Source organism: Streptomyces sp. NPDC127097, assembly GCF_042724075.1.
GTDB lineage: Bacteria > Actinomycetota > Actinomycetes > Streptomycetales > Streptomycetaceae > Streptomyces.
Window position 1 is genome coordinate 87,956 of the sequence record NZ_JBHXFI010000020.1, and the last position, 23,970, is coordinate 111,925.

At 73.5% G+C, this 23,970-nt stretch carries 22 protein-coding genes; 18 read left to right on the plus strand and 4 right to left on the minus strand.

From position 1 onward, the window contains the following. Positions 1 to 114: 114 nt before the first annotated feature. The 6 genes from ACFWJW_RS17770 (at position 115) to ACFWJW_RS17795 (ending at position 6,047) form a co-directional block, all read left to right on the plus strand. The gene (locus ACFWJW_RS17770) at positions 115 to 789 is read left to right on the plus strand and encodes a winged helix-turn-helix transcriptional regulator (RefSeq protein WP_387241563.1); all 675 of its coding nucleotides are present in this window, start codon (positions 115 to 117) and stop codon (positions 787 to 789) included. Continuing rightward, positions 786 to 1,268 carry a hypothetical protein gene (locus tag ACFWJW_RS17775; RefSeq protein WP_387241566.1) on the plus strand — a complete coding sequence of 161 codons (483 nt, stop codon included), beginning with the start codon at positions 786 to 788 and terminating at the stop codon, positions 1,266 to 1,268. Before ACFWJW_RS17770 ends, ACFWJW_RS17775 begins: the two co-directional genes overlap by 4 nt. A 102-nt stretch (positions 1,269 to 1,370) precedes the next feature. After that, positions 1,371 to 2,441 carry a glycosyl hydrolase family 18 protein gene (locus tag ACFWJW_RS17780; protein ID WP_387241569.1) on the plus strand — a complete coding sequence of 357 codons (1,071 nt, stop codon included), beginning with the start codon at positions 1,371 to 1,373 and terminating at the stop codon, positions 2,439 to 2,441. A 179-nt stretch (positions 2,442 to 2,620) separates the two neighbouring features. After that, positions 2,621 to 3,619, plus strand: coding sequence for an NADPH:quinone oxidoreductase family protein (locus ACFWJW_RS17785; protein WP_387241572.1), 999 nt, complete (start codon positions 2,621 to 2,623; stop codon positions 3,617 to 3,619). Next, complete coding sequence (locus tag ACFWJW_RS17790; protein ID WP_387241575.1) at positions 3,616 to 4,890, plus strand: acyl-CoA dehydrogenase family protein; 1,275 nt, start codon at positions 3,616 to 3,618, stop codon at positions 4,888 to 4,890. The genes ACFWJW_RS17785 and ACFWJW_RS17790 overlap by 4 nt, the downstream gene beginning before the upstream one ends. Further along, positions 4,887 to 6,047: an acyl-CoA dehydrogenase family protein gene (locus ACFWJW_RS17795; protein WP_387241578.1), complete on the plus strand. Its 1,161-nt coding sequence runs from the start codon at positions 4,887 to 4,889 to the stop codon at positions 6,045 to 6,047. Before ACFWJW_RS17790 ends, ACFWJW_RS17795 begins: the two co-directional genes overlap by 4 nt. 40 nt (positions 6,048 to 6,087) lie before the next feature. Here ACFWJW_RS17795 and ACFWJW_RS17800 read toward each other — a convergent pair whose 3' ends face one another. Beyond that, positions 6,088 to 6,627 (minus strand): hypothetical protein, encoded by a 540-nt coding sequence (locus ACFWJW_RS17800; protein WP_387241581.1) that lies wholly within the window; start codon positions 6,625 to 6,627, stop codon positions 6,088 to 6,090. Positions 6,628 to 6,829: 202 nt separating this feature from the next. On the opposite strand from ACFWJW_RS17800, the gene ACFWJW_RS17805 reads away from it, so the two are divergent. Next, complete coding sequence (locus ACFWJW_RS17805; protein WP_387241584.1) at positions 6,830 to 8,188, plus strand: hypothetical protein; 1,359 nt, start codon at positions 6,830 to 6,832, stop codon at positions 8,186 to 8,188. Positions 8,189 to 8,248: 60 nt separating this feature from the next. Here the strand turns inward: ACFWJW_RS17805 and ACFWJW_RS17810 are convergent, their stop codons facing one another. Then, entirely contained in the window at positions 8,249 to 8,791 is a 543-nt protein-coding gene (locus ACFWJW_RS17810) for a cell wall hydrolase (protein WP_387241587.1), read from the minus strand. A 103-nt stretch (positions 8,792 to 8,894) separates the two neighbouring features. Between ACFWJW_RS17810 and ACFWJW_RS17815 the strand changes: the two genes are divergently transcribed. The 5 genes from ACFWJW_RS17815 (at position 8,895) to ACFWJW_RS17835 (ending at position 14,847) form a co-directional block, all read left to right on the plus strand. Then, a complete protein-coding gene (locus tag ACFWJW_RS17815) occupies positions 8,895 to 10,124 on the plus strand; it encodes a S1 family peptidase (RefSeq protein WP_387241590.1) in 1,230 nt (409 codons plus the stop codon). A 191-nt stretch (positions 10,125 to 10,315) separates the two neighbouring features. Then, positions 10,316 to 10,783 (plus strand): acyl-CoA thioesterase, encoded by a 468-nt coding sequence (locus ACFWJW_RS17820; RefSeq protein ID WP_387241593.1) that lies wholly within the window; start codon positions 10,316 to 10,318, stop codon positions 10,781 to 10,783. A gap of 175 nt (positions 10,784 to 10,958) precedes the next feature. Then, a complete protein-coding gene (locus ACFWJW_RS17825) occupies positions 10,959 to 12,980 on the plus strand; it encodes a LodA/GoxA family CTQ-dependent oxidase (protein ID WP_387241596.1) in 2,022 nt (673 codons plus the stop codon). Next, the gene (locus tag ACFWJW_RS17830; protein ID WP_387241599.1) at positions 12,977 to 14,128 is read left to right on the plus strand and encodes an FAD-dependent monooxygenase; all 1,152 of its coding nucleotides are present in this window, start codon (positions 12,977 to 12,979) and stop codon (positions 14,126 to 14,128) included. Before ACFWJW_RS17825 ends, ACFWJW_RS17830 begins: the two co-directional genes overlap by 4 nt. Beyond that, positions 14,125 to 14,847, plus strand: a complete 723-nt coding sequence (locus ACFWJW_RS17835; protein WP_387241602.1) for a hypothetical protein — start codon at positions 14,125 to 14,127, stop codon at positions 14,845 to 14,847. The genes ACFWJW_RS17830 and ACFWJW_RS17835 overlap by 4 nt, the downstream gene beginning before the upstream one ends. A 76-nt stretch (positions 14,848 to 14,923) precedes the next feature. On the opposite strand, the gene ACFWJW_RS17840 is transcribed toward ACFWJW_RS17835, so the two are convergent. Further along, positions 14,924 to 15,685 (minus strand): SDR family oxidoreductase, encoded by a 762-nt coding sequence (locus ACFWJW_RS17840; RefSeq protein WP_387241605.1) that lies wholly within the window; start codon positions 15,683 to 15,685, stop codon positions 14,924 to 14,926. A gap of 150 nt (positions 15,686 to 15,835) precedes the next feature. Here ACFWJW_RS17840 and ACFWJW_RS17845 point away from each other — a divergent pair, with 150 nt between their 5' ends. Then, positions 15,836 to 16,684: a helix-turn-helix transcriptional regulator gene (locus ACFWJW_RS17845; RefSeq protein ID WP_387241608.1), complete on the plus strand. Its 849-nt coding sequence runs from the start codon at positions 15,836 to 15,838 to the stop codon at positions 16,682 to 16,684. Between the two features lie 68 nt (positions 16,685 to 16,752). Here ACFWJW_RS17845 and ACFWJW_RS17850 read toward each other — a convergent pair whose 3' ends face one another. Continuing rightward, positions 16,753 to 17,538 carry a DeoR/GlpR family DNA-binding transcription regulator gene (locus ACFWJW_RS17850; protein ID WP_387241611.1) on the minus strand — a complete coding sequence of 262 codons (786 nt, stop codon included), beginning with the start codon at positions 17,536 to 17,538 and terminating at the stop codon, positions 16,753 to 16,755. Positions 17,539 to 17,815: 277 nt separating this feature from the next. Here ACFWJW_RS17850 and ACFWJW_RS17855 point away from each other — a divergent pair, with 277 nt between their 5' ends. Genes ACFWJW_RS17855 through ACFWJW_RS17875 form a run of 5 tightly spaced genes read left to right on the plus strand, consistent with a single transcriptional unit; the run spans position 17,816 to position 23,932 of the window. Then, positions 17,816 to 19,141 (plus strand): MFS transporter, encoded by a 1,326-nt coding sequence (locus tag ACFWJW_RS17855; RefSeq protein WP_387241614.1) that lies wholly within the window; start codon positions 17,816 to 17,818, stop codon positions 19,139 to 19,141. 13 nt (positions 19,142 to 19,154) lie between these two features. Then, positions 19,155 to 20,726 (plus strand): FGGY family carbohydrate kinase, encoded by a 1,572-nt coding sequence (locus ACFWJW_RS17860; protein ID WP_387241617.1) that lies wholly within the window; start codon positions 19,155 to 19,157, stop codon positions 20,724 to 20,726. After that, on the plus strand, positions 20,719 to 22,227 hold the full coding sequence (locus ACFWJW_RS17865) for an FGGY-family carbohydrate kinase (protein ID WP_387241621.1): 1,509 nt from the start codon (positions 20,719 to 20,721) through the stop codon (positions 22,225 to 22,227). The genes ACFWJW_RS17860 and ACFWJW_RS17865 overlap by 8 nt, the downstream gene beginning before the upstream one ends. Beyond that, positions 22,224 to 22,850 carry a histidine phosphatase family protein gene (locus ACFWJW_RS17870; protein WP_387241623.1) on the plus strand — a complete coding sequence of 209 codons (627 nt, stop codon included), beginning with the start codon at positions 22,224 to 22,226 and terminating at the stop codon, positions 22,848 to 22,850. The genes ACFWJW_RS17865 and ACFWJW_RS17870 overlap by 4 nt, the downstream gene beginning before the upstream one ends. A 38-nt stretch (positions 22,851 to 22,888) precedes the next feature. Further along, positions 22,889 to 23,932 (plus strand): 2-hydroxyacid dehydrogenase, encoded by a 1,044-nt coding sequence (locus ACFWJW_RS17875; RefSeq protein ID WP_387241626.1) that lies wholly within the window; start codon positions 22,889 to 22,891, stop codon positions 23,930 to 23,932. The last annotated feature ends 38 nt before the right edge of the window (positions 23,933 to 23,970 follow it).

Genomic DNA, 23,970 nt, shown 5'->3' on the forward strand with positions numbered 1-23,970 from the left:
GCGGCGGCCTCCCGGTCCCTCGCTCACCGCGCGGCGCGGCAGCATTCGTGACGACGTACTTGGTTTTACCAAGCCGGTACTTGGAAAGTCCAACCTCTGTCTATGCTTGGTGTCATGCCGCGCCGAAGCTATGACCAGTACTGCGCCGTCGCCCGGGCCCTGGACGCCGTCGGTGACCGCTGGACGCTCCTGATCGTCCGCGAACTGCTGGGCGGCCCCCGGCGCTACACCGATCTGCACGCCGACCTGCCGGGCGTCAGCACCGACATGCTCGCCTCCCGGCTCAAGGACATGGAACGGGACGGCCTGGTCACCCGCCGCCGACTCGCCCCGCCCGGCGCCGCCTTCGTCTACGCGCTCACCGCCCGCGGGCGCGCCCTGCTGCCCGCGCTCACCGCCCTCGCCGACTGGGGCGCCCCCGCGCTCGACGAGCGGCGCCCGACGGACGCGCTGCGGGCCCACTGGTTCGCGGTGCCCCTCATGGCGAGGCTGGCCCGGCACTTCACGGACGGCACCGAGGTCATCGATATCGCCCTCGACGAGGGCGAGTTCCATGTCGTCCTCGGTGGCGACGGGCCGGTGGCCGGCGGCCCGGACGGCGGGCCCGGATACGCGGACGGCCCGGCCGAGCGCCCCGACATCCGGCTGCGGATGGACACCGCGACCTGTGCCGATATCGCGTACGATCGCCTCTCCCTCGCACGGGGAATCGAATCCGGCCGGATCGGGGTCACCTCGCCCGAGGGGTCCGGTGGCCGGCAGCGACGGAAGAGGACGACAACGGCATGACGACGCGCCCCCTGGCGGTCTTCGATCTGGACGGCACGCTCGCGGACGCCGGTCACCGCCAGCATCTGCTGCGGCGCACCCCGCGCGACTGGCGGGCCTTCTTCGCGGCGGCCACCGAGGATCCTCCTCTCGCCGAGGGGGTGGCCCTGGCACTGCGCAGTACCGAGGACTGCGAGGTCGTCTATCTGACGGGCCGTCCGGAGCGCTGCCGCCGGGACACCGTGGCCTGGCTCGCCCAACACGGCCTGCCCGAGGGCAAGTTGTGGATGCGCCCCCACCATGACCGGCGCCCGGCGCGGCACACCAAGCTGGAGATCCTGCGGCGGATCGCCCGCGACCGCGAGATCCGCCATGTCGTCGACGACGACGAACTCGTCTGCGACGCCTGCGAGGAGGCCGGTTTCCGGGTCATCCGGGCCCGCTGGGCCACCCCGTCCGAGACGCTGCGGGACGCCCAGCAGCGGGCCGGGCGCACCTAAGGGCTGTCCCGCAGGGCGCCCGCCACCCGCCCCGCCCTCCGGTCGCGTCCGTTCGGTCGAACTGACGGTACGTCAGCAATCGGACCGGGTAGCGCTCGGTAAATGGATCAAGCATCAGGAACCCGGTCGCGCACCGGGCTCGCGCTCCTGCTGACCGTGGCGTTGCTCAGCGGGCTCTGGACCCCGGCGGCCGCGGCGGCCCACGACCCGAGGGGCGCCCGGCGGACCGGCTCGGCCTGGCTGCCCTACTGGGGCGATGTCGACGCCGCCTACCGCGACGCGCTGCGGCACGCCGGCCAGCTGCACACCGTCAGCCCCTTCTGGTACGAGACCTCCTCCGACACCACCGTCACGGGGCACCCGGGCGCCGGGCGGCGCGACATCATCGACGGACTGCACGACGCCGGGATCGAGGTCGTGCCCACCGTGACCGAGACCCTCGGCGCCGCGAAGATGGCCGCGCTGATGCACGATCCGCAGCGCCGGCGGGACCATGTCGACACGCTGCTGGACCTGGTCGAGAGCCGCTCCTACGACGGGCTCGACCTGGACTACGAGGCGATGGCCCTCAGCGGTGACCGGGAGGACCGCGACCGGGTGCGCACCGGCTACAACGCGCTCGTCAAGGAGCTGTGCGCACGGCTGCACGACCGTGACAAGCAGTGCGTGGTCACGGTGCTGGCCCGGGTCCGCGGCAGTGGCCAGGCATTCGACTACGAGCGGCTCGGCCGCTACGCCGACCGCTTCCGCATCATGGGCTACGACCTGCACTGGTCCGGTGGCGACGCGGGCCCGCTGTCCGCCAGGGACTGGTACGACGAGTTCCTGCGCTACGCCACCGACACCGTCCCCCGGCGCAAGATCGAGGTGGCCTTCCCCGGCTACGGCTGGGACTGGATCAGCGGGGGCACCGGCCATGCGGCCCATGTGACCTGGAAAGAGGCCGAGGCGCTGCGTGAACGGGAGGACGCGGAATACCTCTTCGACGAGGTGTCCGGCACCCCGCACTTCACCTATCGCAAGGACGGTGTGGAGCACGAGGTCTGGTACCAGGACGGCCGCGGTGCCCGTGCGCAGCTGCCGCTGCTGAGGAAGTACGGGGTGCGCGGCACCGGCCTGTGGGCGCTCGGCTTCGAGGACCCGGACTTCTGGTCCGCGCTCCGCGAGGGGTAGCCGGGGGGCGGCCGCGGGGCGGTGTGCCCCGCCCCGCGGTGCGCCGGGGTCTGCGCGAGGGCCGCGATGGAGTGGCGGAGACTGTTCCCTACGGGATACCGACCGCTTAGTATGTCGCTGGCGAGGGGGCCGGCGTGCCCTCCGCCCCACCGCGTATCCAAGGTTTGTGGAGGCACCAGGTGAAGGCATGGCGCGTACACGCGAACGGTGAGCCGCGTGCGGTGATGCGGCTGGAGGAGGTGCCGGACCCGCAGCCGGGGCCGGGGCAGCTGCTGCTGCGGGTGCGGGCCGCCAACGTCAACTTCCCGGACGCCCTGCTGTGCCGCGGCCAGTACCAGGTGCGGCCGCCGCTGCCGTTCACCCCGGGCGTGGAGATCTGCGGCGAGGTGCTCGCCGTGGGGGAGGGCGCGACCGGGGAGACCGGTGCGCGGGTGCTGGCCCAGCCGCCGCTGCCGGACGGCGGCTTCGCCGAACTCGCGGTCGTCGACGCGGCGACGGTACGCCCGGCCCCCGAGGCCCTGGACGACGCCGAGGCCGCCGCGCTGCACATCGGCTACCAGACCGGCTGGTTCGGACTGCACCGCCGGGCCCGGCTCCAGGCGGGCGAGACCCTGCTCGTGCATGCCGCGGCGGGCGGCGTCGGCAGCGCCGCCGTCCAGCTCGGCAAGGCCGCGGGCGCGACGGTCATCGGCGTGGTGGGCGGCCCGGACAAGGCCCGGACCACCCGTGAACTGGGCTGTGATGTCGTCCTCGACCGGCGCTCCGACGACCTCGTCGCCGCCGTGAAGGAAGCCACCGGCGGCCGTGGCGCGGACGTGGTCTACGACCCGGTGGGCGGCGAGGCGTACGCCAAGTCCGTCAAGTGCATCGCCTTCGAGGGCCGGATCGTCGTCGTCGGCTTCGCGGGCGGCGCCATCCCCACCCCGGCGCTCAACCACGCGCTGGTGAAGAACTACGCGATCCTGGGCCTCCATTGGGGCCTGTACAACACCAAGGACCCGGCCGCCGTCGACGCCTGCCACGAGGAGCTCACCAAGCTCGCCGCCCGGGGCGTCATCAAGCCGCTGATCGGCGGACGCGTCCCGCTGGAAGAGGCCGCCGACGCCGTCCAGCGGGTCGCCGACGGTACCTCCGTCGGCCGGCTCGTGGTGGTCCCCGGAGCGGAGGAGGCCCGATGACCGACGCCGACGACCTGCGCCGCCGCACCGCCGAGCTGCTCGCCGAGCACCCTCCCACCCGTCTCCCACCACCACCCCAGACCGAGGGCCCTGCGGGCCCGCACCCCTGGTCTGCCACCGACCGGCTGGAGTTCCTGCGCGCCCGCTTCGACGCCGGGCTCGCCTGGGTCCACTTCCCCCAGGGCCTCGGCGGGCTGGACGCGCCGCGCTCCCTGCAAGCGGTCGTGGACGCGGAGCTGGAGGGCACCGGCGCCCCCGACAACGACCCCGGCCGGATCGGCATCGGCCTGGGCATGGCCGCGCCCACCATCCTGCGCTTCGGCACCGACGAGCAGAAGCAGCGGTTCCTGCGCCCCCTGTGGACCGGCGAGGAGGTGTGGTGCCAGCTGTTCAGCGAGCCCGGGGCCGGCTCCGACCTGGCGGCGCTGGCGACCCGCGCGGTACCGGACAGCGGGGGTGACTGGATCGTCGACGGCCAGAAGGTCTGGACGTCCAGCGCCCATCTGGCCCGCTGGGCGATCCTGATCGCCCGCACCGACCCCGACGTCCCCAAGCACCGCGGCATCACCTACTTCGTGTGCGATATGACCGACCCCGGCGTCGAGGTGCGTCCGCTGCGGCAGATCACCGGCGAGGCCGAGTTCAACGAGGTCTTCCTCACCGGTGTCCGGATCCCCGACGCCCACCGTCTCGGCGCGGTCGGCGAGGGCTGGAAGGTCGCCCAGACCACGCTGATGAACGAGCGGGTCGCCATCGGCGGCGCCCGGATCCCCCGCGAGGGCGGCATGATCGGCGTCGCCGCCGCAGACTGGCGCGCCCGCCCCGAACTGCGCACCCACGACCTGTACCAGCGGCTGCTGAAGCTGTGGGTGGACGCCGAGGTCGCCCGGCTGACCGGCGAGCGGCTGCGCCAGCAGCTGTCCCCCACTCTCAACTCCGTTCGAGCGGGAGGTGCCCCCATGGGCCAGCCGGGCCCCGAGGGCAGCGGCATGAAGCTGGCCTTCGCCCGGCTCGCCCAGGAAATCAGCGGCTGGGAGGTGGAGTTCCTCGCCGAGGAGGGGCTGACCTACGACGACTGGACGATGCGCCGGCCCGACGGCGTCGACTTCACCGGCCGCGAGGCCGGCTACCGCTATCTGCGCGCCAAGGGGAACTCCATCGAAGGGGGCACCTCAGAAGTGCTGCTCAACATCGTCGCCGAGCGTGTGCTGGGGCTGCCGCCCGAGCCGCGCACCGACAAGGACGTCGCGTGGAAGGACCTCCCCCGATGAACGACGGGACCACCCTGCCCGGCGCCGCGCCCGACCCCGACCTCCTCTACTCCGAGGACGAGGACGCGCTGCGCGCCGCCGTACGGTCGCTGCTCGCCGACCGCGCCGATGCGGCCACCGTGCTCGCCGGCCTGGAGTCGGACGTCGCCTACGACACCGGCCTGTGGCACTCCCTCGCCGCGGAGATCGGCACCGCGGGCCTGCTGGTGCCCGAAAAGCTCGGCGGCGCGGGCGCGACCGCCCGGGAAGCCGCCGTGGTGCTGGAGGAGATCGGCCGCGCCGTCGCCCCCGTCCCCTATCTGACCAGCGCGGTCCTCGCGGTGACCGCCCTGCTCGGCTGCGAGCACGGCCGCGGGGACGTCGCCGCGTCGCTCGCCGCGCTCGCCGAGGGCCGCACCGTCGGCGTGCTCGCCGTCCCGCTGCCCACCGCCCCCGGCGGGCTGTCCGGTCCGGCGTCCGTACGGGCCGATGCCGGCGGTGCCCTGACCGGCCGGGTGACCTCGGTCGCCGATGCCGCGGCCGCCGAACTCCTGCTCGTCCCGGCCCAGGGACCCGACGGACCGGCCCTCTACGCGGTGGACCCGTCGGCGGGCGGGGTGCGCACCGACACCGTCACCCCGCTCGACCTCACCCGCCCCCTGGGCCACCTCACCTTCGACGGTGCCCCCGGCCGCCTCCTGGCCACCGGGGACCGCGCCAGCGCCACCGTCGACCGCGCCCTGCTCACCGGCGCCGGACTGCTCGCCTCGGAGCAGCTGGGCGTCGCCGAATGGTGTCTGGCCGAAACCGTGCGGCACACCGCCGAGCGCACCCAGTTCGGCCGCCCCGTCGGCTCGTTCCAGGCGCTCAAGCACCGGATGGCCGCCCTCTGGCTGGACGTGGCCTCGGCCCGCGCCGCCGCCCGTAACGCCGCCGACGCCCTCGCCACCGACAGCCCGGACGCCGCGGTGGCGGTGGCCGTCGCCCAGGCGTACTGCGCGCCGGTGGCGGTACGCGCCGCCGAGGAGTGCGTCCAGCTGCACGGCGGCATCGGCATGACCTGGGAGCACCCGGCGCATCTGTACCTCAAGCGGGCCAAGAGCGATGAGCTCGCCCTCGGGTCGCCGGGGCGGCACCGGGAGGCCCTGGCGGGGCTGGTCGGGATCGCCGCGCCCTGAGGGCCGTGGGTCGTGGGCCGTGGTGGCCGGTGGCCGCCGGTCAGTTGGTGATGGCGAAGGTCCGGCTGAAGCCGCTGACCGCGCCGTCGGCAGTCGCCACCTCCAGGAAGTAGCGCTTGCCGGGCGGCACCCGGGGCAGCGTCACGAGTGCCTCGCCGGCCCGCCCGGCACCGGCCTTGGTCGCGACCAGCGCCACCCGCTCCGACCGGCCCTGGCCGGTCGCCGTCCGCAGCCAGACGTCCACCTCCTCGCCGGTGCTGTTGTTCCAGGTCACCGCGAAACTGCCGTTCGCCTTGTAGTCGACGCCCGGCTCCGGCGCGGTCACCTCGATCCGCCCCGTCGCGGGCGAGGCGAACTCCTCGGGGTCGGCACTGGCGGCGGGGGCGCCGAGGGCGGAGGTGGCGGCCCGCGCGGCCGAGCCCGCATGGCCGGCCGTGGCGGCCATCGCCCGGCCGGCCGCGGGACCACTCTTCCCGGTGTCCGGGCGCGACGGCGCCAGCGAGATCACCAGCATGCAGCCGACGGCGGTGGTGGCGACGGCGACGGCCAGAGTGGTGGCCATCGAGGTGGCCCTGCACATCGTCTCCTCGTTTCCTCGGGGGAGGGGCGAGCCGAACATCCCCGGCACTCCGAGCATCAAAAACGACGCGCTGAGCGATCACCTGGATGGACAGTTCCGGCGCGACAGCCCCCTGGACAGGAGGGAGAATCCACCGCTCGGGACGGAATTGATCCCGGCTCCGGTGATGTCCTGAAAGTGCGGTTCGGGTAGCGTCGAACACATGAAGACCGCAACTCGTCGTGCGCTGATCGGACCAGTCCTCCTGCTGGTGGCCGCGCTGCTGGCGGTGGCCGCCGCGATGGCACCGGGGGCCCGTGCCGCCGGGGGGCTGGACCAGGCCGCGGCGGCCCTGGAGAAGGGCCCGGTCTACGTCGATCCCCGCGCCACGGACCAGTTCTCCCGTGCCCAGGCGGACGCGCTGGCGAAGAAAATCAAGGACGCGGACAAGCCGATCTTCGTCGCCGTGCTGCCACGGGCCGCCGAGTACCAGCCCGGCACCCTGCTGCGGGACCTGCGCACCAAGGTCGGCATCAGCGGCGTCTACGCCGTCGAGCTCGGCAACGGCTTCAACGCCGGCGCCGACCCGCGGGTGATGACGCGCGACTCGGTGCAGAACCTCGTCGGATCGGTCAAGAGCTCCGACTACCCGACGGTCAACGAACGGCTGAACAGCTTCGTCGACACGGCCGCACGGTCGGCACACGGCCAGGCCCCCGCCTCCTGGGGCGGCTCCGGCGGCAGCGGCTTCGACACCGGCACGGCGATCGGGCTCGGGGTCCTGGTGGCCGTCGGAGGCGGCGGCGCGTACGCGATCGCCCGCCGCAACCGCAGAAGGCGGATCGAGGCGGAGCGGGCCGCGCTGGAGGATCTGCGGGTCGTCGTCGACGAGGACATCACCGCCTTCGGCGAGGAACTGGACCGGCTCGACTTCAACCCCGCTGAGCCCGGCGCCGATGACGCGATGCGCGCGGACTACAGCCATGCGCTGGACTCCTACGAGACCGCCAAGTCGGCGATGGCGTCGGCCCAGCACCCCGGCGACGTCCAGGCGGTGACCCAGGCGCTGGAGGACGGCCGGTTCTCGCTGGCCACCCTCGCCGCACGACGGGAGGGCGAGCCGCTGCCCGAGCGCCGGCTGCCCTGCTTCTTCGATCCACGGCACGGTCCGTCCGTCGTGGACGTCCGGTGGGCCCCGGAGGGCGGTGCCGAGCGCACCGTGCCGGTCTGTGCCGCGGACAAGAGCCGGATGGACGACGGGCGGGAGCCACTGGCCCGCACGGTCAGGACCGCGCACGGCGACCGCCCCTACTGGGACGCGGGCCCGGCCTACGGCCCCTGGGCGGGCGGCTACTTCGGCGGCGGCCTGCTGCCCGGCCTCCTGGTGGGCACGCTGCTCGGCAACATGATGATGTCGTCCGCCGCCTACGGCGCCGACTTCGGCGGTGCGGGCGCCGACGGCGGTGACTACTCCGGCTCGGACTTCAACAGCGACGACTTCGGCGGCGGCTTCGGCGACGGCGGGGGCTTCGGCGACGGCGGGGGCTTCGGTGGCGGCGGCTTCGACGGCGGAGGCTTCTGAGGGCTCAGCGCCCCTGACCCCGCCCGGGGCGGCCGGCGCCCTTCGGCCGGCCCGGAGCCCTCAGCACCCCTCGGCCCGCCCCGCCCGCTTGACGCCGAGGAAGCGCCCGTAGCGCGGCCGCGCCGCGAAGTCCGCATAGCGCCAAACGGCGGGCCGGCCGGCCTCCCGGCACAGATGCAGGACCTGGTCGGGGCCCAGGTGCACGCCCACGTGCGCGCCGTAGCCCGGCGGCCGGCCCGCCGCCGGACCGCCGTCGAACAGCACCAGATCCAGCGGCCGCGGACGGTCCACCCGGTGGGTCGCCCGTTCGTCGGCCCAGAGTTCCGCCGAGCGCAACGGCGGTATCAGCAGGCCGAAGTGGCGCAGCACGGCGTAGGCGTAGCGCTGGCAGTTCGCGCCCCCGGCCAGGTCGTCGAAGGGGCCCGGGGCCCGGAGGCCGGGGGCACCGGCCGCCCCGTCCGCCGCGCATGACGGGCATTCAGGTGTCGTCGCTCCCGGATGGCGGGCACCCGAGTAGGTCACATTGCGCAGCGCCTCGGGAAGCTGCCGGAACGCCACCGCGCCGTGGACGGTGGGGACTTGACGGCCGGATTCACGGAACACCCGGACATGATGCCGGGGACCGCCCGCATGCCGCACGCCGCGGTGTCGAGCACGCTCACCCCATCGGATCCGACGTGCACTCGACACCGCGAGGAGACCCCCGATGGAACGCCGCTTTCACAAGGCAGCCCTCTGGGGCGTGGCCGCCGCCGCCGTCGTGGCGGCGGCCGGCCCGTTCAGCCCGGCGCACGGCGTGCCCCGGCCCCACCCCTCGCCCCAGCCCACACCGCGCGGCATGCTCGACGCGATGCGCCGGGACCTCGGGCTGAACGCGGTGCAGGTGCGGACCCGGCTCGCGCAGGAGACCGATGCGCACCGTGCCGCGGCGGCGGTGCGCCGGACGCTGAGCAGCCCGCCCGCCGGGATGTGGTTCGACAGGACCACCGGCAAACTCGTCGTCGCGGTCACCGGCGCCGCCGACGCCCAGCGGGTGCGCGCCGCCGGGGCGGTCCCCAAGACGGTGCCGCACAGCCGCACCGCGCTCACGACCCTGGTGGGGCAGATCACCGACCGGGCCGGCGACGGGGTGCCCGGTGTCACCGGCTGGGGCGTCGACGAGCGCGCCAATGGTGTGGTGGTCCGCATGGACCGCACCCGGCACACCGCCCGGACCGTCGCCTTCGAGACGTCCGTCCGCGCGCTGGGGGCCCGGTCGCGGATCCCCGTCACCGTCGAGCGCAGCGACCAGACGCCGCGTCAGCAGGGCGGCACGGTGGTGGGCGGTGAGCGCTGGATGCCCGGCAGCGAGGGCATCTGTTCCATCGGCTTCTCGGTGACCGGACCGGGCGGTTTCCAGGGCTTTCTGACGGCCGGTCACTGCACGCTCACCCCCGATCAGGCCGCGTTCGGCAAGGACGGCAGCCGGATGGGGACCTCCAACCCCGGCGGCGGGCACAGCGTCAACGACCGGGAGGGGGACTTCGGGCTGGTCGAGGTCGACCGGCCGGACTGGACGGTCAGCGCGGACGTGGCCGGGCAGGGCGGTACGCCGGTCACCGTCACCGGTGCGCAGGAGGGCCTGGCCGGTATGTCGCTGTGCCACTCCGGTCAGAGCAGCGGCTGGCACTGCGGGGAGATCACCCGGGTCGACCAGACCGTGGACTACGGCAACACGGTCATCGAGGGCCTGTCGTTCACCAACGCCTGCTCGGCGCCCGGCGATTCGGGCGGTTCCTATGTCACCCAGCCCAGCGCTCCGAAGGCCCTGGGCGTGCACTCGGGCGGCGGCGCCGCCGGCTGCGGGACCTTCGGCGGTGCCACCCTCACCATCTTCCAGCCGGTGGGCGAGATCCTGGACAGGTGGAACCTGCGGCTGAAGACGGGCAGCCCCTGACCCGCCCGCCGTTGACGCGCCCGCCCCTGCCGCCACCGCCTCCCCGGCCGCCGCACACCGGGCCGGGGACCGGCCCCGGGGAAGGCCCCCGGCCCCTTGACCACCACACCTACGATGTGAAGCCAGTGGCCAATGAGGCACCGGGGGCCCATGTGGCGGACCGGCGCCGAGGGGGGAACGGGAGAGCGCGCATGGCAGAAGCAGCGGAGCCGGCAGCCGGTACGGACACGGCGGAGCCGTTCGCCGTCGGGATCACGGTGCGCGGCTATGAGACGGACACCCAGGGCCATCTCAACCAGAGCGTCTACCTTCAGTACGCCGAGCACGCGCGCTGGTCGCTGCTCCAGGCGAGCGGCATCCGCCAGAGCACCATGGTGGACCGCCGGGTCGGCCCGGTGACCGTCGAGACCACCATCCGCTATCGGCGGGAGCTGCGGGCCGGTGACGAGGTCGAGGTCAGCTGTGCGTTCGTCTGGGGCGAGGGCAAGACCTTCCGGATCGAGCAGACCGTCCGCACGACGGACGGCACGGTGGCCGCCGAGGTGAGCGCCGTCTGCGGGCTGCTCGACCTCACCGAGCGCAAGCTGCTCCAGGACCCGCGGGCGGCCTTCCGTGACCTGGCCGACAAGCCCGCGCTGCTGGGCCTCGCCGACGCCTGACGAGGGCGGTCCGCGGCGCCGCGCCCGCTCGGTACGGCCGCAGCGGGCCGGGCCGCCGACACGAAAGGGTGAACCCGTTCATCCATTGCGATGCCTGGAGGTCACGGCGGGCAGCGGGCTGATCCACGTTTGAGCCGTCGGGGGGCGCCACACCAGCCCAGCGAAAGGCTCCTCGATGGACACCCAGATAGTCCAGGTCAAGATCCATCCCGCCATCGGCATAGCCCGGGTCGGCAACAGCGACAAACCGCCCTTCATCGGCCCGGAATCCCCGGACCAGCCGCCGCTGCCGCCCGGCTCGTACAAGGACAGCTCGGGGAAGGTCCTCCGGCAGGCCGCCCGGTTCCGGGTCTACGGCTACAACCAGGCCGGGGAAGCCGTCCGGGAACTCAAGCTGGGCGAGGCGGGGGTGACCGAGATCAAGTGGTCGGTGCACCTGGCCAACAAGAAGGCCGCCTGGTACCAGTTCCATCTCGCGCTCGACATCGATGAGGCCGGCGGTCTTCAGGAGACCCAGCTGCGCCGCCGGAACTTCGACGTCCGGGGAGCCGACCGGAAGAAACTCGTCATCGACGCCGGCCGCAAGGAGATCCGCGCCTCCCTGCACGAGAACGCCGCCCTCGCCGGGAAGATCATGAACCGGGCGGTCCCCCTGGGATCGATCACCACCCAGACCGACGGCCGGCTGCTGGTCGTCGGCGGCGTCGGCAAGTCGGCCTCCTACGCCACTCCGGAGAAGCCGATCTCCGGTGTCGCCAACAACGACACCTGGTACGACGACGTGTCCGACGGCCCGGTCACGGCGGAGGTCACCATCGAGGGCGTCACCAAGCGCGCGAGCCCGGCCTGGGCCGTGGTCGCCCCACCGCACTTCGCGCCCGGTGTGAAGACCGTCCGCACCCTCTACGACGTGCTGTACGACGTGTTCGTCACCGAGCACACGCTGCCCGCCGTGCAGCAGATCTCGTACCCGGACCACATCGAACCGATGCTGGACCGGTTCTGCCAGCTCCAGTGGGTCAACCATGGCTTCGCCACCCAGTTCGGCCGGTCCGGCCCGTACGACTTCCGCGACCCGGCGCTGCGCAAGCGGCTCGCCGACCCGGGCGAGGCCAGCCGGGAACTCCGCCGGCAGATCTATGTCCAGATGCGTGACTACTGCCGGGACGGGACCTCCCCCCTGCCCTGGCCCTGGCTCTACGGCGACGCCATGGCCAGCGGCAAACCCACCTCCGTCCGGCAGCACATCAAGATCTCCGGTGAGCAGGACCGGATGCTGGCCCAATGGGCCGACGGCCACTTCACCACCGGCCCGCCCCGTACGGGCCACCCGGACGTGGACACGGCGCCGGTCGCCGCGCAGCCGGGTCTGCTGGACCGGGGCGCCCTGGAGAACTGTGCCGCCGACGCCTTCCACCCGGGCTGCGAGGTCACCTGGCCGATGCGGCACAAGACCATGTACTCCGAGCCCTTCCGCATCCTGCACCGCACCCCGGAGAACCCGGAACCCGACTACGGAGACGCGCTCAGCGTCCAGGAGGCCCTGGGCAAGAACGGCCCGCTGCACGCGCAGGGGCCGGGCGACCTCACCCGCTGGATGGCCGCCCCCTGGCAGTGCGACGCCGCGAGCTGCCGCTCCGGATACCAGGTACGGTCCGGGCTCGGCCCCCGCTACAGCCCCTACCTGCCGACCTTCTGGCCCGCCCAGGTGCCCAACCATGTGCTCAAGCAGTCCGACTTCGCGACCGTCAACACCCCGCCGAGCGGCTCCGACGACAGCGTCAGGGAGAGGGCCTTCGAGAACCGGGCGGTCTGGCTGCGCGGCCTGAAGGGCACCGACTTCAACAAGCAGCGCCGGCAGATGATCGACGACTGGTACAAGTTCGGCATCGTCGAGACGCATGAATACACCGTGGGCGACGGCAAGTTCCCGCAGCACATCCAGGTGGAGTCCGAGCCGGGCTATCCGCCGGCCCTCGACCACGCCAACCTCGTGAACATCCAGGTGCCCGAGGCGGGCGCGCCCCAACTGGCGGGTGTGGCCGACGCCTGGACCGGCGAGGTACCGGCCGAGACCGTCGAGGCCATGCTCGTCCAACAGGCCATCCAGGAAGTCGTGGAGGCGACCGGCCGGGACGAGACGGAGATCGCCGCCGGATACCTGGAGAAGCTCGATCCCCTCCACGGCACCCCGTGACCCCCGCCCCCGCCTACGACGTCGTGGTCGCGGGCGGTGGCCCGGCCGGCTGTGCCGCCGCGCTCACCCTCGTCCACGCCGGCCGGACGGTCCTGCTGGCCGACGCCGGCACCGGGCCGCCCAAGGCCGGTGAGGCGCTGGTGTCCATGGGCCGGCTGCTGCTCGCCGACCTCGGCGTCGCCGAACCGGTCCTGGGCAGCGGCCATCTGCCCTGCCACGGCAACCTGTCCGCCTGGGGTTCGCCGGAACTGCACGCCGTGGACTTCCTCCACGACCCCTACGGCCACGGCTGGCACCTTGACCGCCCGCTCTTCGACCGCCGGCTGCGCGCCGCCGCCGGTGCGGCGGGCGCCGAGGTCGCCGAGCACACCGCCGTACGGAGCCCCTCCCGGCAGTCGGACGGCACCTGGCGGCTCGCCCTGCGCGACCGGGCCGGCCGGGCCGGGGACCGTACGGTGCGCTGCCGCTGGGTGGTGGACGCCACCGGGCGCGGCGCCGCGATCGCCGTCCGCTCCGGCGCCCGGCGGCGCACCGGCGACCAGCTGACCGCCCTCCACCTCACCCTCGATCCGGCCCCGCAGGCCCCCCTCGACGGCCGTTCGCTGGTCGAGTCCGACCAGGACGGCTGGTGGTACACCGCGCTGCTGCCCTCCCGGCAGCGGCTGGTCGCCTACTTCACCGACCCCGACCTGCCCGTCGCCGCCGGGCGCGGTGCCGAGCGGTTCCGCCAACGGCTGCTGGCCACCCGGCACATCTCCCGCCAGGTCCGCCCGCACGGGCTCACCACCCTGCGCCCGCCCCGCCGGGCCGCCGCCCACAGCGCACATCTGGACCGGGTGCACGGCGACGGCTGGACGGCCGCCGGGGACGCGGCGGCCGCCTTCGACCCGCTCAGCTCCCAGGGCATCCTCACCGCCCTCTACACCGGGCTGAGCGCGGGCCGGGCGGTCGACGCCCGGCTGCACGGCGAGCGGGGGGCCCTGGCCGACTACGCGGCCAAGGTCAGCACCGCCCGTACCGCCTACCTGCACGGCCACCGCGCCGTGCACGCGCAGGAAACCCGCTGGCCCGACCGGCCCTTCTGGTCCCGGCGGCAGCGGAGCTTCCACCACAACCCCCCACCCACGAAAGGCGAGACCCCCTCATGACCCCCACCCCCGCATCCGACTCCACGCACGCCCACGAGCACATCCACCGCTTCCTGCTGCTGGGCAAGAAGAACCTGTTCTTCTACCACCTGGCGCTGTACAACCCCCAGTCCGGCCACAACTTCCAGGCGGTCTTCGACTTCTCCATCAAGGACAACGGCGAGCTGCGGGACATGTACCTGAAGGATCTGGCGCAGCACGAGAACGAGCGGGTCTTCTACTCCCTGCGCTGCCCGCACCACTTCGAACTCCCCGAGCTCCAGCAGGGCAAGGAGTTCGGGGTCCATCTGGAGCGGGTCGTCGTGAAGCCGGACGGCAGCCGCGACTTCCAGCAGATGACCACGGCCGAGACCATGGTGGACTGCAAGCCGGAAAACGTGCTCTCCTTCCGCAAGCTGGGCAATCTGCCCTACCCCGAATACCTCACCTACCTGGTGTTCGGCGCAGGCGACGAGATCCACCTGGCCCACCAGCTCGCGGAGCGCCCCAACTGGGACGAGGCCATCACCGTCGCCGCCGCGCAGCCGGTCGACCCGGCGCTGCTGAAGAAGGTCCCGACCCTCGTCATCGACTCGATCAGGGACGCCCACGACAAGCTGATCGAGAGCCCGCTGAAGAAGGGGCAGCAGTACCAGGGCAAGATCGACGGGTCCGGTCCGGCCGTCGACTTCACCGTCGGCCGCCAGGGCTGGTGGAACCACACCAGCCTCAACGGCTGAGCCACCGCAGCCCGTTGCCGGCCCGGCCGGGCCCGGTCCGCGACACCGCCGCGGACCGGTCCGGCCGGGCCGTGCCTCACGCCTGCCGCGTCGGGAGCACGATCGCCTGGCGCAGGTTCACATGGCGGGCGCGGCTCGTCGTGTAGGCGATCAGGTCCGCGATGTCGTCCGCCGCCAGAGCGGTCAGCGCGTCGAACATGCCGCCCAGCTGACCGGCCAGTTCCGCGTTGTCGATGTGGTCACCCAACTCGGTGTCCGTGAGACCCGGCTCGATATTGGTGACGCGGACATCGCGCGGGCCCAGCTCCGTGCGCAGCGACTGCGAGAGGTACGTCAGCGCGGCCTTCGTCGCGCCGTACACCGCGTAGTGGGGGAACGCGATGTGCGCGCCGATCGAGGAGATGTTCACCAGGTCCGCGGTCCGGCCCGCCTCCGCCACCGCGATCAGGTCCGGGGTGAACGCGCGGAGCACCCGCAGCGCGCCGGCCACATTGGTGTCCAGCATGCGCTGCCACTCGTCGGCGCGGCCGTCGGTGACCGGGTTCGGCAGCATCACGCCCGCCGCGTTGACCACCAGGTCGACCTGACCGTAGGCGCGGTGCACCCGCTCGGCCGCCGCGTCCACGGAGGCGGCGTCGGTGACATCGGCGGCGACCGCCAGGGCCTGTCCGCCGGTCTTCCCGATCGTGGCGGCCAGCTCCGTCAGCCGCTCGGCCCGGCGGGCGAGCAGCGCCACCCGCACACCGTGCGAGGCGAGCAGCCGGGCGGTGGCCTCGCCCATACCGCTGGCGGCTCCGGTGACGACAGCGGTGCGGCCGGCGAGGGTCTCGTACGACATGGGGAACTCCTGGACTGGTGGTGAGCGCCGCCGGGCGTCTCCCGGGGCGATCACCACCCTGCGCCCGGCCACCGCACTTACCCAGGGCTGCCGTTTTCCTGGGTCCGGCAGTACCAGGATGGGAGCGCCGACACCTCCTAGGATCAGCGCATGGACATATCCCTGACGGGGGAACCCGGCGACTTCCTGCGTTCCCGGCGCGCCCGCATCCGGCCCGAGGAGGTCGGGCTGCCGGGGCACGGCCGACGGCGGGTGCCGGGCCTGCGCCGCGAGGAGGTCGCCCAACTGGCGGGCGTCAGCGTCGACTACTACATCCGCCTCGAACAGGGCCGCGGCCCCTCCGTCTCGGACGCCGTACTCGACGCCATCGGGCGCGTCCTGCGCCTCGACGACACCGAGCAGCAGTATCTGCGCACGGTGGCCAGGCCCACCGCCCGCCGCGGCGCCGCCGCCGCTCCCGCGCCCCAAAGAGTCCGCCCCGGTCTGCGCCTCCTCCTGGACACCATGGAGAAGACACCCGCGTTCGTGCTCGGCCGCCGGATGGATGTGCTCGCGTGGAACGCGCTGGGCGACGCCGTCGCCGGCTTCGCACAGATGCCGGCCGGGGAGCGCAACATGCCGCGCCAGGTGTTCCTCAACCCCCAGGCACCCGAGCTCTATCCGGACTGGCCCGCTGTGGCCGCCGAGACGGTCGCCTATCTGCGCCTGGACGCGGGCAACCATCCACGGGACAGACAGCTGGCGACCCTGGTGGGCGAACTCTCGCTGGGCAGCGCGGACTTCCGCCGGCTGTGGGCGGACCACCAGGTCAAGGAGAAGACGTACGGGGCGAAGCGGATGCGGCACCCCGTGGTGGGTGAACTCACCCTGCCGTACGAGACGTTGACGGTGCCCGGGGAGCCGGACCAGATGCTGGTGGTCTACACGCCCGAACCGGGTTCCCGTACGGCGGACCGCCTGGCCCTCCTGGCCAGCTGGGCGGCGAGCCCGGCGGGCTGAGGGACGGCGCCGTACGGGAAGACCGGTTCCGTGCCGGGGCGACCGCCCGCACCGCACGCCGACCCGGGTCAGCGGCCCCGCCCCGGCACCACCATGACCTCGGTGCCGGCCGCCCGCACGGCCCGGACCTGCTCCGCCGCCAGCCCGTCGTCGACGATCAGCAGATCGAAGTCGGTCAGCGGGGCCAGGGCGTAGAGGCCGCCCTTGGTGAACTTGGTGTGGTCGGCGACCAGTACCCGGCGGCCGGCGCTCTCCATCATGGCCCGCTTGACCTGCACGGTCTCCGGTGAGGTGTGGTAGCAGCGGCCGTTGGTGACGGCCGTGGTGGACAGGAACAGCACATCGGCGCGGAAGGCCCGGACCGCCTCCGCGGTGTGCGGGCCCATGAAGGCGTCATACGCCGGGAAGTACGCGCCGCCCGGCGTGATCAGGGAGATGCCGGGCTCCTTGGCGAGCGTGGTCAGGGCCGGCAGCGAGTTGGTGATCACCGTCAGTGGGGTGTGCCCGGTGAGCTGGTGCGCCAGCAGCAGACAGGTCGTGCTGTCGTCGAGCAGCACCGTCTGCCCGGGGACCAGCAGCGTGGCGGCGGCCCGTGCGAGCTGCTGCTTGGTCTGCGCCATGGTGGCCATCCGCTCCGCGACACTGCCGTGGAACTGCGCCGACGGCAGCCCCGTCGCACCGCCGCGCACCTTGCGCAGCCACCCCTGCGTCTGAAGGGCGTCCAGATCGCGGTGGGCGGTCATCAGGCTGATGCCGAACTCGTCGGCGAGGTCCGCGGTGCGCACGAACCCGCGGGCGATGACGGTGTCCCGCATACGGCGCCGCCGGTCCTCCTGCGCCTCGACCCGGTCCATCGCTCCGCTCCCTCCGGTCCCGGTTGTGCGTGCGGTGAGCCGGTGCGGCCCACACCGTTCACGGGCTCCGCCGTGTGACGACGCCGCGTTATGTTCGCACGGATTTCACATGGCGCGCGCGGCCGCGGGGGCCGCCACATGCGGCTCCGGTACGACACAACATGGCAGGTCGCGGGCCCGATGCGAAGATTCCGGCGGCCATTGACGCCTGTTTCCGCCCGGCGGTTCCATCACTGCGTCCACCCTCCTGCCCCGCCGCCGCAGAAAGGGAGAATCAATGAAGAATTCTCCTCCGGGTTCGCTGATCACACGCCTGGGCATCCCGCCGACGCTCGCCTGGGGATACCTCGGACTCCTCCTCTTCATGATCGGAGACGGGGTCGAGTCCGGCTATCTCTCGCCCTACCTCCTCGACCAGGGCTTCTCCGAATCCCGGGTCGCGCTGCTGTTCACCGTCTACGGCGTCGCCGCCGGGATCGCCGCCTGGCTCTCCGGGGTGCTGTCCGACCTGTGGGGGCCGCGCCGCGTCATGTGGGCCGGCCTGGCCGTCTGGGCCGTCTTCCAGTTGCTCTTCCTCCTCGCCGCCATCCCGCTGACCAGCTATCCGCTGATGATGCTGGCCTACGGGCTGCGCGGCCTGGGATATCCGCTGTTCGCCTACGGGTTCCTCGTCTGGATCGCCGGAGTGGCCCCGCGCGCCCGGCTCGGCACGGCCATGGGCTGGTTCTGGTTCGCCTTCACCGGCGGGCTGCCCACCCTCGGCTCGCTGGTGGCCGGCGGGCTCATCCCGCACATCGGCGCCTACGCCACCCTGTGGGCCGCGCTGGTGCTGGTGGCCGCGGGCGGACTGATCGCCCTGCTGCTGGTCCGTGACGACCGGGGGGTGCGCCGGGCCCCCGGCGCGGGGGAGGGCCCGATGGCCACCCTGCTCGGCAGCATCACGGTCCTGTGGCGCAACCCCCGGGTCGGGGTCGGCTCGGTCGTCCGGGTGATCAACACGGCCTCGCAGTTCGGCTTCTTCGTCATCCTGCCGATCCACTTCACCAGGACGGTCGGCTTCAGCCTCACCCAGTGGCTGCATCTGCTCAGCGCGATGTTCGCGACCAATATCTTCGCCAACCTGCTGTTCGGCGTGGTCGGTGACCGGCTCGGCTGGCGCCGCACCATCGCCTGGTTCGGCGGCGCCGGCTGCACGCTCAGCACGCTGCTGCTCTTCTACGTCCCGGACGCGGTGGGCGCGAACTTCCCGCTCGCCCTCCTGGTCGCCGCGTTCTACGGGGCTACGCTGGCAGGTTATGTACCGCTGTCGGCGCTGGTGCCCACCCTGGAGCCGAAGCACCAGGGCCAGGCCCTGGCCGCCCTCAACCTGGGCGCGGGGGCCAGCACCTTCGTCGGCCCCGCCGTCGTCGCCGTCTTCGTCGGACCGCTCGGCGTCGAAGGGGTGGTCTGGATCTTCGCGGGGATGTATGCGGTGAGCTGCCTGCTCGCCCACTTCCTGAAGCTGCCGGCCGCGCCCGGTACGGCCGACGGCGCCGAGGCCGGCGCCCGGCGCGGCGACGCCCCGGACGGCACCGCGTCCACCGCCGCCCCGTCACCGGCGTGAGAGGACCCCACTGATGTCCGTACTGACCATCGACGTCGGCACCACGGTGATCAAGTCCGTCGTCTTCGACGACCAGGGCACCGAGATCGCCGTCGCCCGCCGGGCCACCGAGGTCCTGCGCCCGCACCCCGGCTGGGCGGAACAGGACATGGACGCCGTCTGGCACGCCGTCGTGCACACCGTCCGCACGGTCCTCGACGGGCTGACCGACCCGGTGTGGCTGGTGTCCTTCACCGCCCAGGGCGACGGTGCCTGGCTCGTCGACGACCGCGGCCGCCCCACCGGACCCGCCATCCTGTGGTCCGACGGCCGCGCCGGGGACCTGCTCACCCGCTGGCAACGGGACGGCGTCCTGGAGGCCGCCTTCCGCCGCAACGGCTCGCTGACCTGCGCCGGGATGCCCAACGCCCTCTTCAGCTGGCTCGCCGCCCACGACCCGGACCGGCTGGCCCGCTCCGCCACCTCGCTCACCGCCGCCGGCTGGCTCTTCCTGCGCTTCACCGGCGTCCGGGCGAGCGATGAGTCCGATGCCTCCGCCCCGTTCCTCGACCACACCACCGGCGACTACGACCCCGCCATCATCGAGCTGTTCGGCCTCGGTGCCTGCGAACGGCTGCTGCCCACCGTCCTCGGGGAGTCGCAGCGGATCGCCGAAATCACCACCGGGGCCGCGGCGGAGCTGGGCCTCCCGGCGGGCCTGCCGGTCGTGATGTCCCCGTACGACATCGCCGCCACCGCCCGCGGCGTCGGCGTCGTCAACCCCGGCCAGGCATGCAGCATCCTGGGCACCACGCTGTGCACCGAGATCGTCCGCACCGGCATCGACACCGGCGGCGAACCGTCCGGCATCCATATCGCCTACCGCGGCCGGGAACGGGTGCTGCGGGCCTTCCCGACGCTCAACGGCGCAGAGGTGCTGAGCTGGGCGGCCCGGCTGCTGCATCTGCCCGGACCGCCGGAACTGGCGCAGCTGGCCTTCGAGTCGGAGCCGGGCGCCCGCGGGCTGATGTTCCTGCCGTATCTCTCCCCGGCCGGCGAGCGCGCCCCCTTCCTCGACACCGGCGCCCGCGGCTCCTTCTGGGGCCTGTCCCTGGAGCACACGCCCGCCGATCTGGCGCGCGCCGTCTTCGACGGGCTCTCGCTGGTCCTGCGGGACTCACTGGCCGCCGCCCGCACCGACATCAGCGAGCTGCGGCTGTGCGGCGGCGGCGCCAACAGCGACGCCTGGTGCGCCCTGATCGCCGATGCCACCGGGGTGCCCACCGCCCGCTCCGGCGACACCGAACTCGGCGCCAAGGGCGCCTTCCTCACCGGCCTGGTCCGCACCGGCGCCGAGACCAGCATGCACAGCGCGGCCGCCAAGTACGTCCGGATGCAGCGGAGTTGGCAGCCCGAGCCGGAGCGTGCGGAGTTCTATGCCGGGCTCTACGAAGACTTCCTCGACTGGCGGACGCGCGCCCGGGAGGCGGGCTGGCGCGGCGGCGCCGTCTGGCGGGGGAGCGCCGGCCGCCCCGCCGAGGCCCCCGGCCGGCCGACCGAGGCCCCCGGCAGCACCGCCACCACCCCTGGAGGACCCCGTGTCTGACCCGCGCCACACCGGCGCCGCCCCCGCCCTCGACGGCATCTGGCTCGGCCTCGACCTCGGCACCCAGAGCGCGCGCTGTGTCGCCGTCGACGGCACCGGACAGGTCCTGGCCACCGCCGCCCGCCCGCTGACCGGCCGGCGCGACGGCAACCGCCATGAGCAGGACCCCGAGGAGTGGTGGCGCGCCCTCGGCGCCGCCTGCCGGGAGGCCCTGGACGGCCTCGACACCCACCGCATCCGCGGTCTGGCCATCGACGGGACCTCCGGCACGATCCTGCTCGCCGACCACCGCGGCACCCCGCGCACCCCCGGCCTGATGTACGACGACGGGCGGGCCGCCGCACCGGCCGCCGCGGTCAACGCCGCCGGGGAGCAGGTCTGGCAGGAGCTGGGCTACCGCAGCATGCAGCCGTCCTGGGCGCTGCCCAAGCTCGTCGCGCTGCTGGAGGACGACCCCGGGCTCCGCACCGGCTCCCGGCTGCTGCACCAAGTCGACCTGATCTCCTGGCGGCTGGCCGGCCGGCAGCTCGCGAGCGACGCCAGCCACGCCCTCAAGACCGGCTACCACCTCGTCGAGGAGCGCTGGCCGCACGAGGTGATGGCCGAACTCGGCGTGCCCGAGGGGATGTTGCCCGAGGTCGTCCGCCCCGGCAGCCCGCTCGGCACGGTCTGCGCCGCGGCCGCCGAGGCCACCGGCATCCCCGAAGGGACCACCATCGTCGCGGGGATGACCGACGGCTGCGCCGCCCAGATCGGCGCCGGAGCGCTCGCGCCGGGCGCCTGGAACTCGGTGCTCGGCACCACCCTCGTCCTCAAGGGCAGCAGCCCGCACCTGGTCCGCGACCCGGCGGGCGTCGTCTACTGCCACCGCGGACCCGGCGGGACCTGGCTGCCGGGCGGCGCCTCCAGCAGCGGCGCGGGCGTCCTCTCCCAGCGCTTCCCCGGCGCGGACCTGGACGCCCTCACCACACAGGCCGCCGCCCTGGACCCGGACGCGGTCGCCTACCCGCTCGTCGCCGGCGGCGGCGAACGCTTCCCCTTCCGCGCCCCCGGAGCCACACCCTTCCTCCTCGGCCACGCCCCCACCCCCGCCGCCGAGTTCCACGCCTGCCTCCTCGGCGTCGCCTGCCTGGAACGGCTCTGCTTCGACTACCTCGACCAGCTCGGCGCGCCGGTCGACGGACCGCTCACCCTCACCGGCGGCGGCGCCCGCAACGCCTACTGGTGCCAACTGCGCGCCGACGTCCTCGGCCGCCCCGTACGGCTGCCCCAACAGGCCGAGGGCGCCGTCGGCATGGCCGTACTCGCCGCCACCTCCTCCGGCACCGGCCTCCAGGAAGCCGCCGCCGCCATGGTCCGCACCGCCCGGGAGATCGCCCCGAGACCGGACCGCACCGCCCGCTACCTCCCCGTCCATCTCCGCTTCATCGACGAACTCACCCGCCGTGGCTGGCTCGGCCGGACCGTGGCCGACCACGCCCGCAGGAGGGCAGCACCGTGACCGACTTCATCCTCGTACGCCATGGCGAAACCGTCTGGCACGCGGAGAACCGCTACGCAGGCCGCACCGACGTGCCGCTGACCGACCACGGCCGCGAGCAGGCCGCCGCCCTCGCCACCTGGGCCGCCACCGCCGGACTGACCGCCGTCTGGAGCTCACCGCTCTCCCGCGCCCGGCTCACCGCGGCCCCCGCCGCCGCGGCCTGCGGTCTGACCGCCCAGGTCGACGAGCGGCTCTACGAGCTCGACTTCGGCCAGGGCGAGGGCCTGACCAGGGACGAGATGCACCGGCGCTTCCCGGAACGGCTGGCCGCCTTCCTCGCCGACCCGGTCGCACACCATCTGCCCGACGGCGAAGATCCGCGCCGGGCCGCCGAGCGCGCCGCCGACTGCCTCGCCGATCTCGCCCGCGCACAGCCGCACGGCCGGATCCTGCTCGTCGCGCACTCCACGCTCGTCCGGGTCCTGCTCTGCCATCTGCTGGGCATCCCGCTCGCCGACTACCGCCGGGTCTTCCCCCGGCTGGACAACGGCGCCCGCACCGAGCTCCGCATCGAGAACGGGCAGACCGCGCTGCTCAGCTTCAACGCCCCGGCCGCGGCCCGGACTGCCGCCCTCCACTGACCCGCCCGCCCCGCACCCGCCCTCAGGAGCAGCCCCGCATGAGCACCACCGTCCTCGCCGCCGGCAACCACTTCATCCGCCCGGAGCTGTTCACCCGGGCCGTGCGGGCGGCCGCCGGGGACACCCCGCTGGACGTACGCGAGATCCAATTCGACTGGCCGCACACCCCGTTCGGGCCGGTGGCCGAGGTCATCGAGGCCAGCGGCAGCGAGGACGAGATGATCGAGGCCCTCCGCGGTGCCGAGATCTGTGTCACCGAGCACGGCCCGCTCACCGAGCGGATCCTCGCCCACTGCCCCGAGCTGAAGCTGTTCTGCACCAGCCGCGGCGGCCCGGTCAACGCCAACGTCGACGCCGCCACCCGGCACGGCGTCGCGGTCTGTTACGCCCCCGGCCGGAACGCCACCGCCACCGCGGAACACACCCTCACCCTGCTGCTGGCCGCCGCCCGCGGGGTCGGCGATACCCACACCGACCTCCGCCGGGGCGTCTGGCGCGGCGACTACTACGACTACGACCACTGCGGCATCGAGATCGACGGCGCCACCGTCGGCCTGATCGGCTTCGGCGCCATCGGCAGCCGGGTCGCCAAGGTCCTCGCCGCCATGGGCGCCCAGGTCCTCGTCCACGACCCCTACGTCCGCCCCGAGGCACTGGCCGGCCTCGCCGAACAGGTCTCCCTCGACGAGCTGCTGACCCGCTCCCGCATCGTCTCCCTGCACGCCCGGGTCACCGAGGAGACCACCGGCATGATCGGACGCCGGGAGATCGCCGCGATGCCCCGCGGCGCGGTCCTGGTCAACTGCGCCCGCGGCGCGCTCCTCGACTACGACGCGGTCTGCGACGCGCTGGACTCCGGGCAGCTGTCCGGCGCCGGCTTCGACGTCTTCCCCGAGGAGCCGCTGCCCGCCGGCTCCCGGCTGCTGACCGCCCCCGGTGTCGTCCTCACCCCGCATATCGCGGGCGGCAGCCAGGAGGTCGCGCACAAGGCCGCCCGGATCGTCGCCGCGGACGTCGGCCGCTATCTGCGCGGTGAGCCGCTGGTCCACTGCGCCAACCCCGGGGTGCTGCGGGCGGGTTGAGCCACCGGGGGTCGGGTTTCGGTCGCCGCCGCGGCGGC

What these genes read in the sequence shown, in the direction of transcription:
- ACFWJW_RS17840 (WP_387241605.1), bottom strand. Translation starts at nt 15,685, where the DNA reads ATGTCGTACGAGACCCTCGCCGGCCGCACCGCTGTCGTCACCGGAGCC.
- ACFWJW_RS17820 (WP_387241593.1), top strand. Translation starts at nt 10,316, where the DNA reads ATGGCAGAAGCAGCGGAGCCGGCAGCCGGTACGGACACGGCGGAGCCG.
- ACFWJW_RS17780 (WP_387241569.1), top strand. Translation starts at nt 1,371, where the DNA reads ATGGATCAAGCATCAGGAACCCGGTCGCGCACCGGGCTCGCGCTCCTG.
- ACFWJW_RS17795 (WP_387241578.1), top strand. Translation starts at nt 4,887, where the DNA reads ATGAACGACGGGACCACCCTGCCCGGCGCCGCGCCCGACCCCGACCTC.
- ACFWJW_RS17845 (WP_387241608.1), top strand. Translation starts at nt 15,836, where the DNA reads ATGGACATATCCCTGACGGGGGAACCCGGCGACTTCCTGCGTTCCCGG.
- ACFWJW_RS17790 (WP_387241575.1), top strand. Translation starts at nt 3,616, where the DNA reads ATGACCGACGCCGACGACCTGCGCCGCCGCACCGCCGAGCTGCTCGCC.
- ACFWJW_RS17775 (WP_387241566.1), top strand. Translation starts at nt 786, where the DNA reads ATGACGACGCGCCCCCTGGCGGTCTTCGATCTGGACGGCACGCTCGCG.
- ACFWJW_RS17855 (WP_387241614.1), top strand. Translation starts at nt 17,816, where the DNA reads ATGAAGAATTCTCCTCCGGGTTCGCTGATCACACGCCTGGGCATCCCG.
- ACFWJW_RS17825 (WP_387241596.1), top strand. Translation starts at nt 10,959, where the DNA reads ATGGACACCCAGATAGTCCAGGTCAAGATCCATCCCGCCATCGGCATA.
- ACFWJW_RS17815 (WP_387241590.1), top strand. Translation starts at nt 8,895, where the DNA reads ATGGAACGCCGCTTTCACAAGGCAGCCCTCTGGGGCGTGGCCGCCGCC.
- ACFWJW_RS17770 (WP_387241563.1), top strand. Translation starts at nt 115, where the DNA reads ATGCCGCGCCGAAGCTATGACCAGTACTGCGCCGTCGCCCGGGCCCTG.
- ACFWJW_RS17850 (WP_387241611.1), bottom strand. Translation starts at nt 17,538, where the DNA reads ATGGACCGGGTCGAGGCGCAGGAGGACCGGCGGCGCCGTATGCGGGAC.
- ACFWJW_RS17800 (WP_387241581.1), bottom strand. Translation starts at nt 6,627, where the DNA reads ATGTGCAGGGCCACCTCGATGGCCACCACTCTGGCCGTCGCCGTCGCC.
- ACFWJW_RS17835 (WP_387241602.1), top strand. Translation starts at nt 14,125, where the DNA reads ATGACCCCCACCCCCGCATCCGACTCCACGCACGCCCACGAGCACATC.
- ACFWJW_RS17805 (WP_387241584.1), top strand. Translation starts at nt 6,830, where the DNA reads ATGAAGACCGCAACTCGTCGTGCGCTGATCGGACCAGTCCTCCTGCTG.
- ACFWJW_RS17875 (WP_387241626.1), top strand. Translation starts at nt 22,889, where the DNA reads ATGAGCACCACCGTCCTCGCCGCCGGCAACCACTTCATCCGCCCGGAG.
- ACFWJW_RS17860 (WP_387241617.1), top strand. Translation starts at nt 19,155, where the DNA reads ATGTCCGTACTGACCATCGACGTCGGCACCACGGTGATCAAGTCCGTC.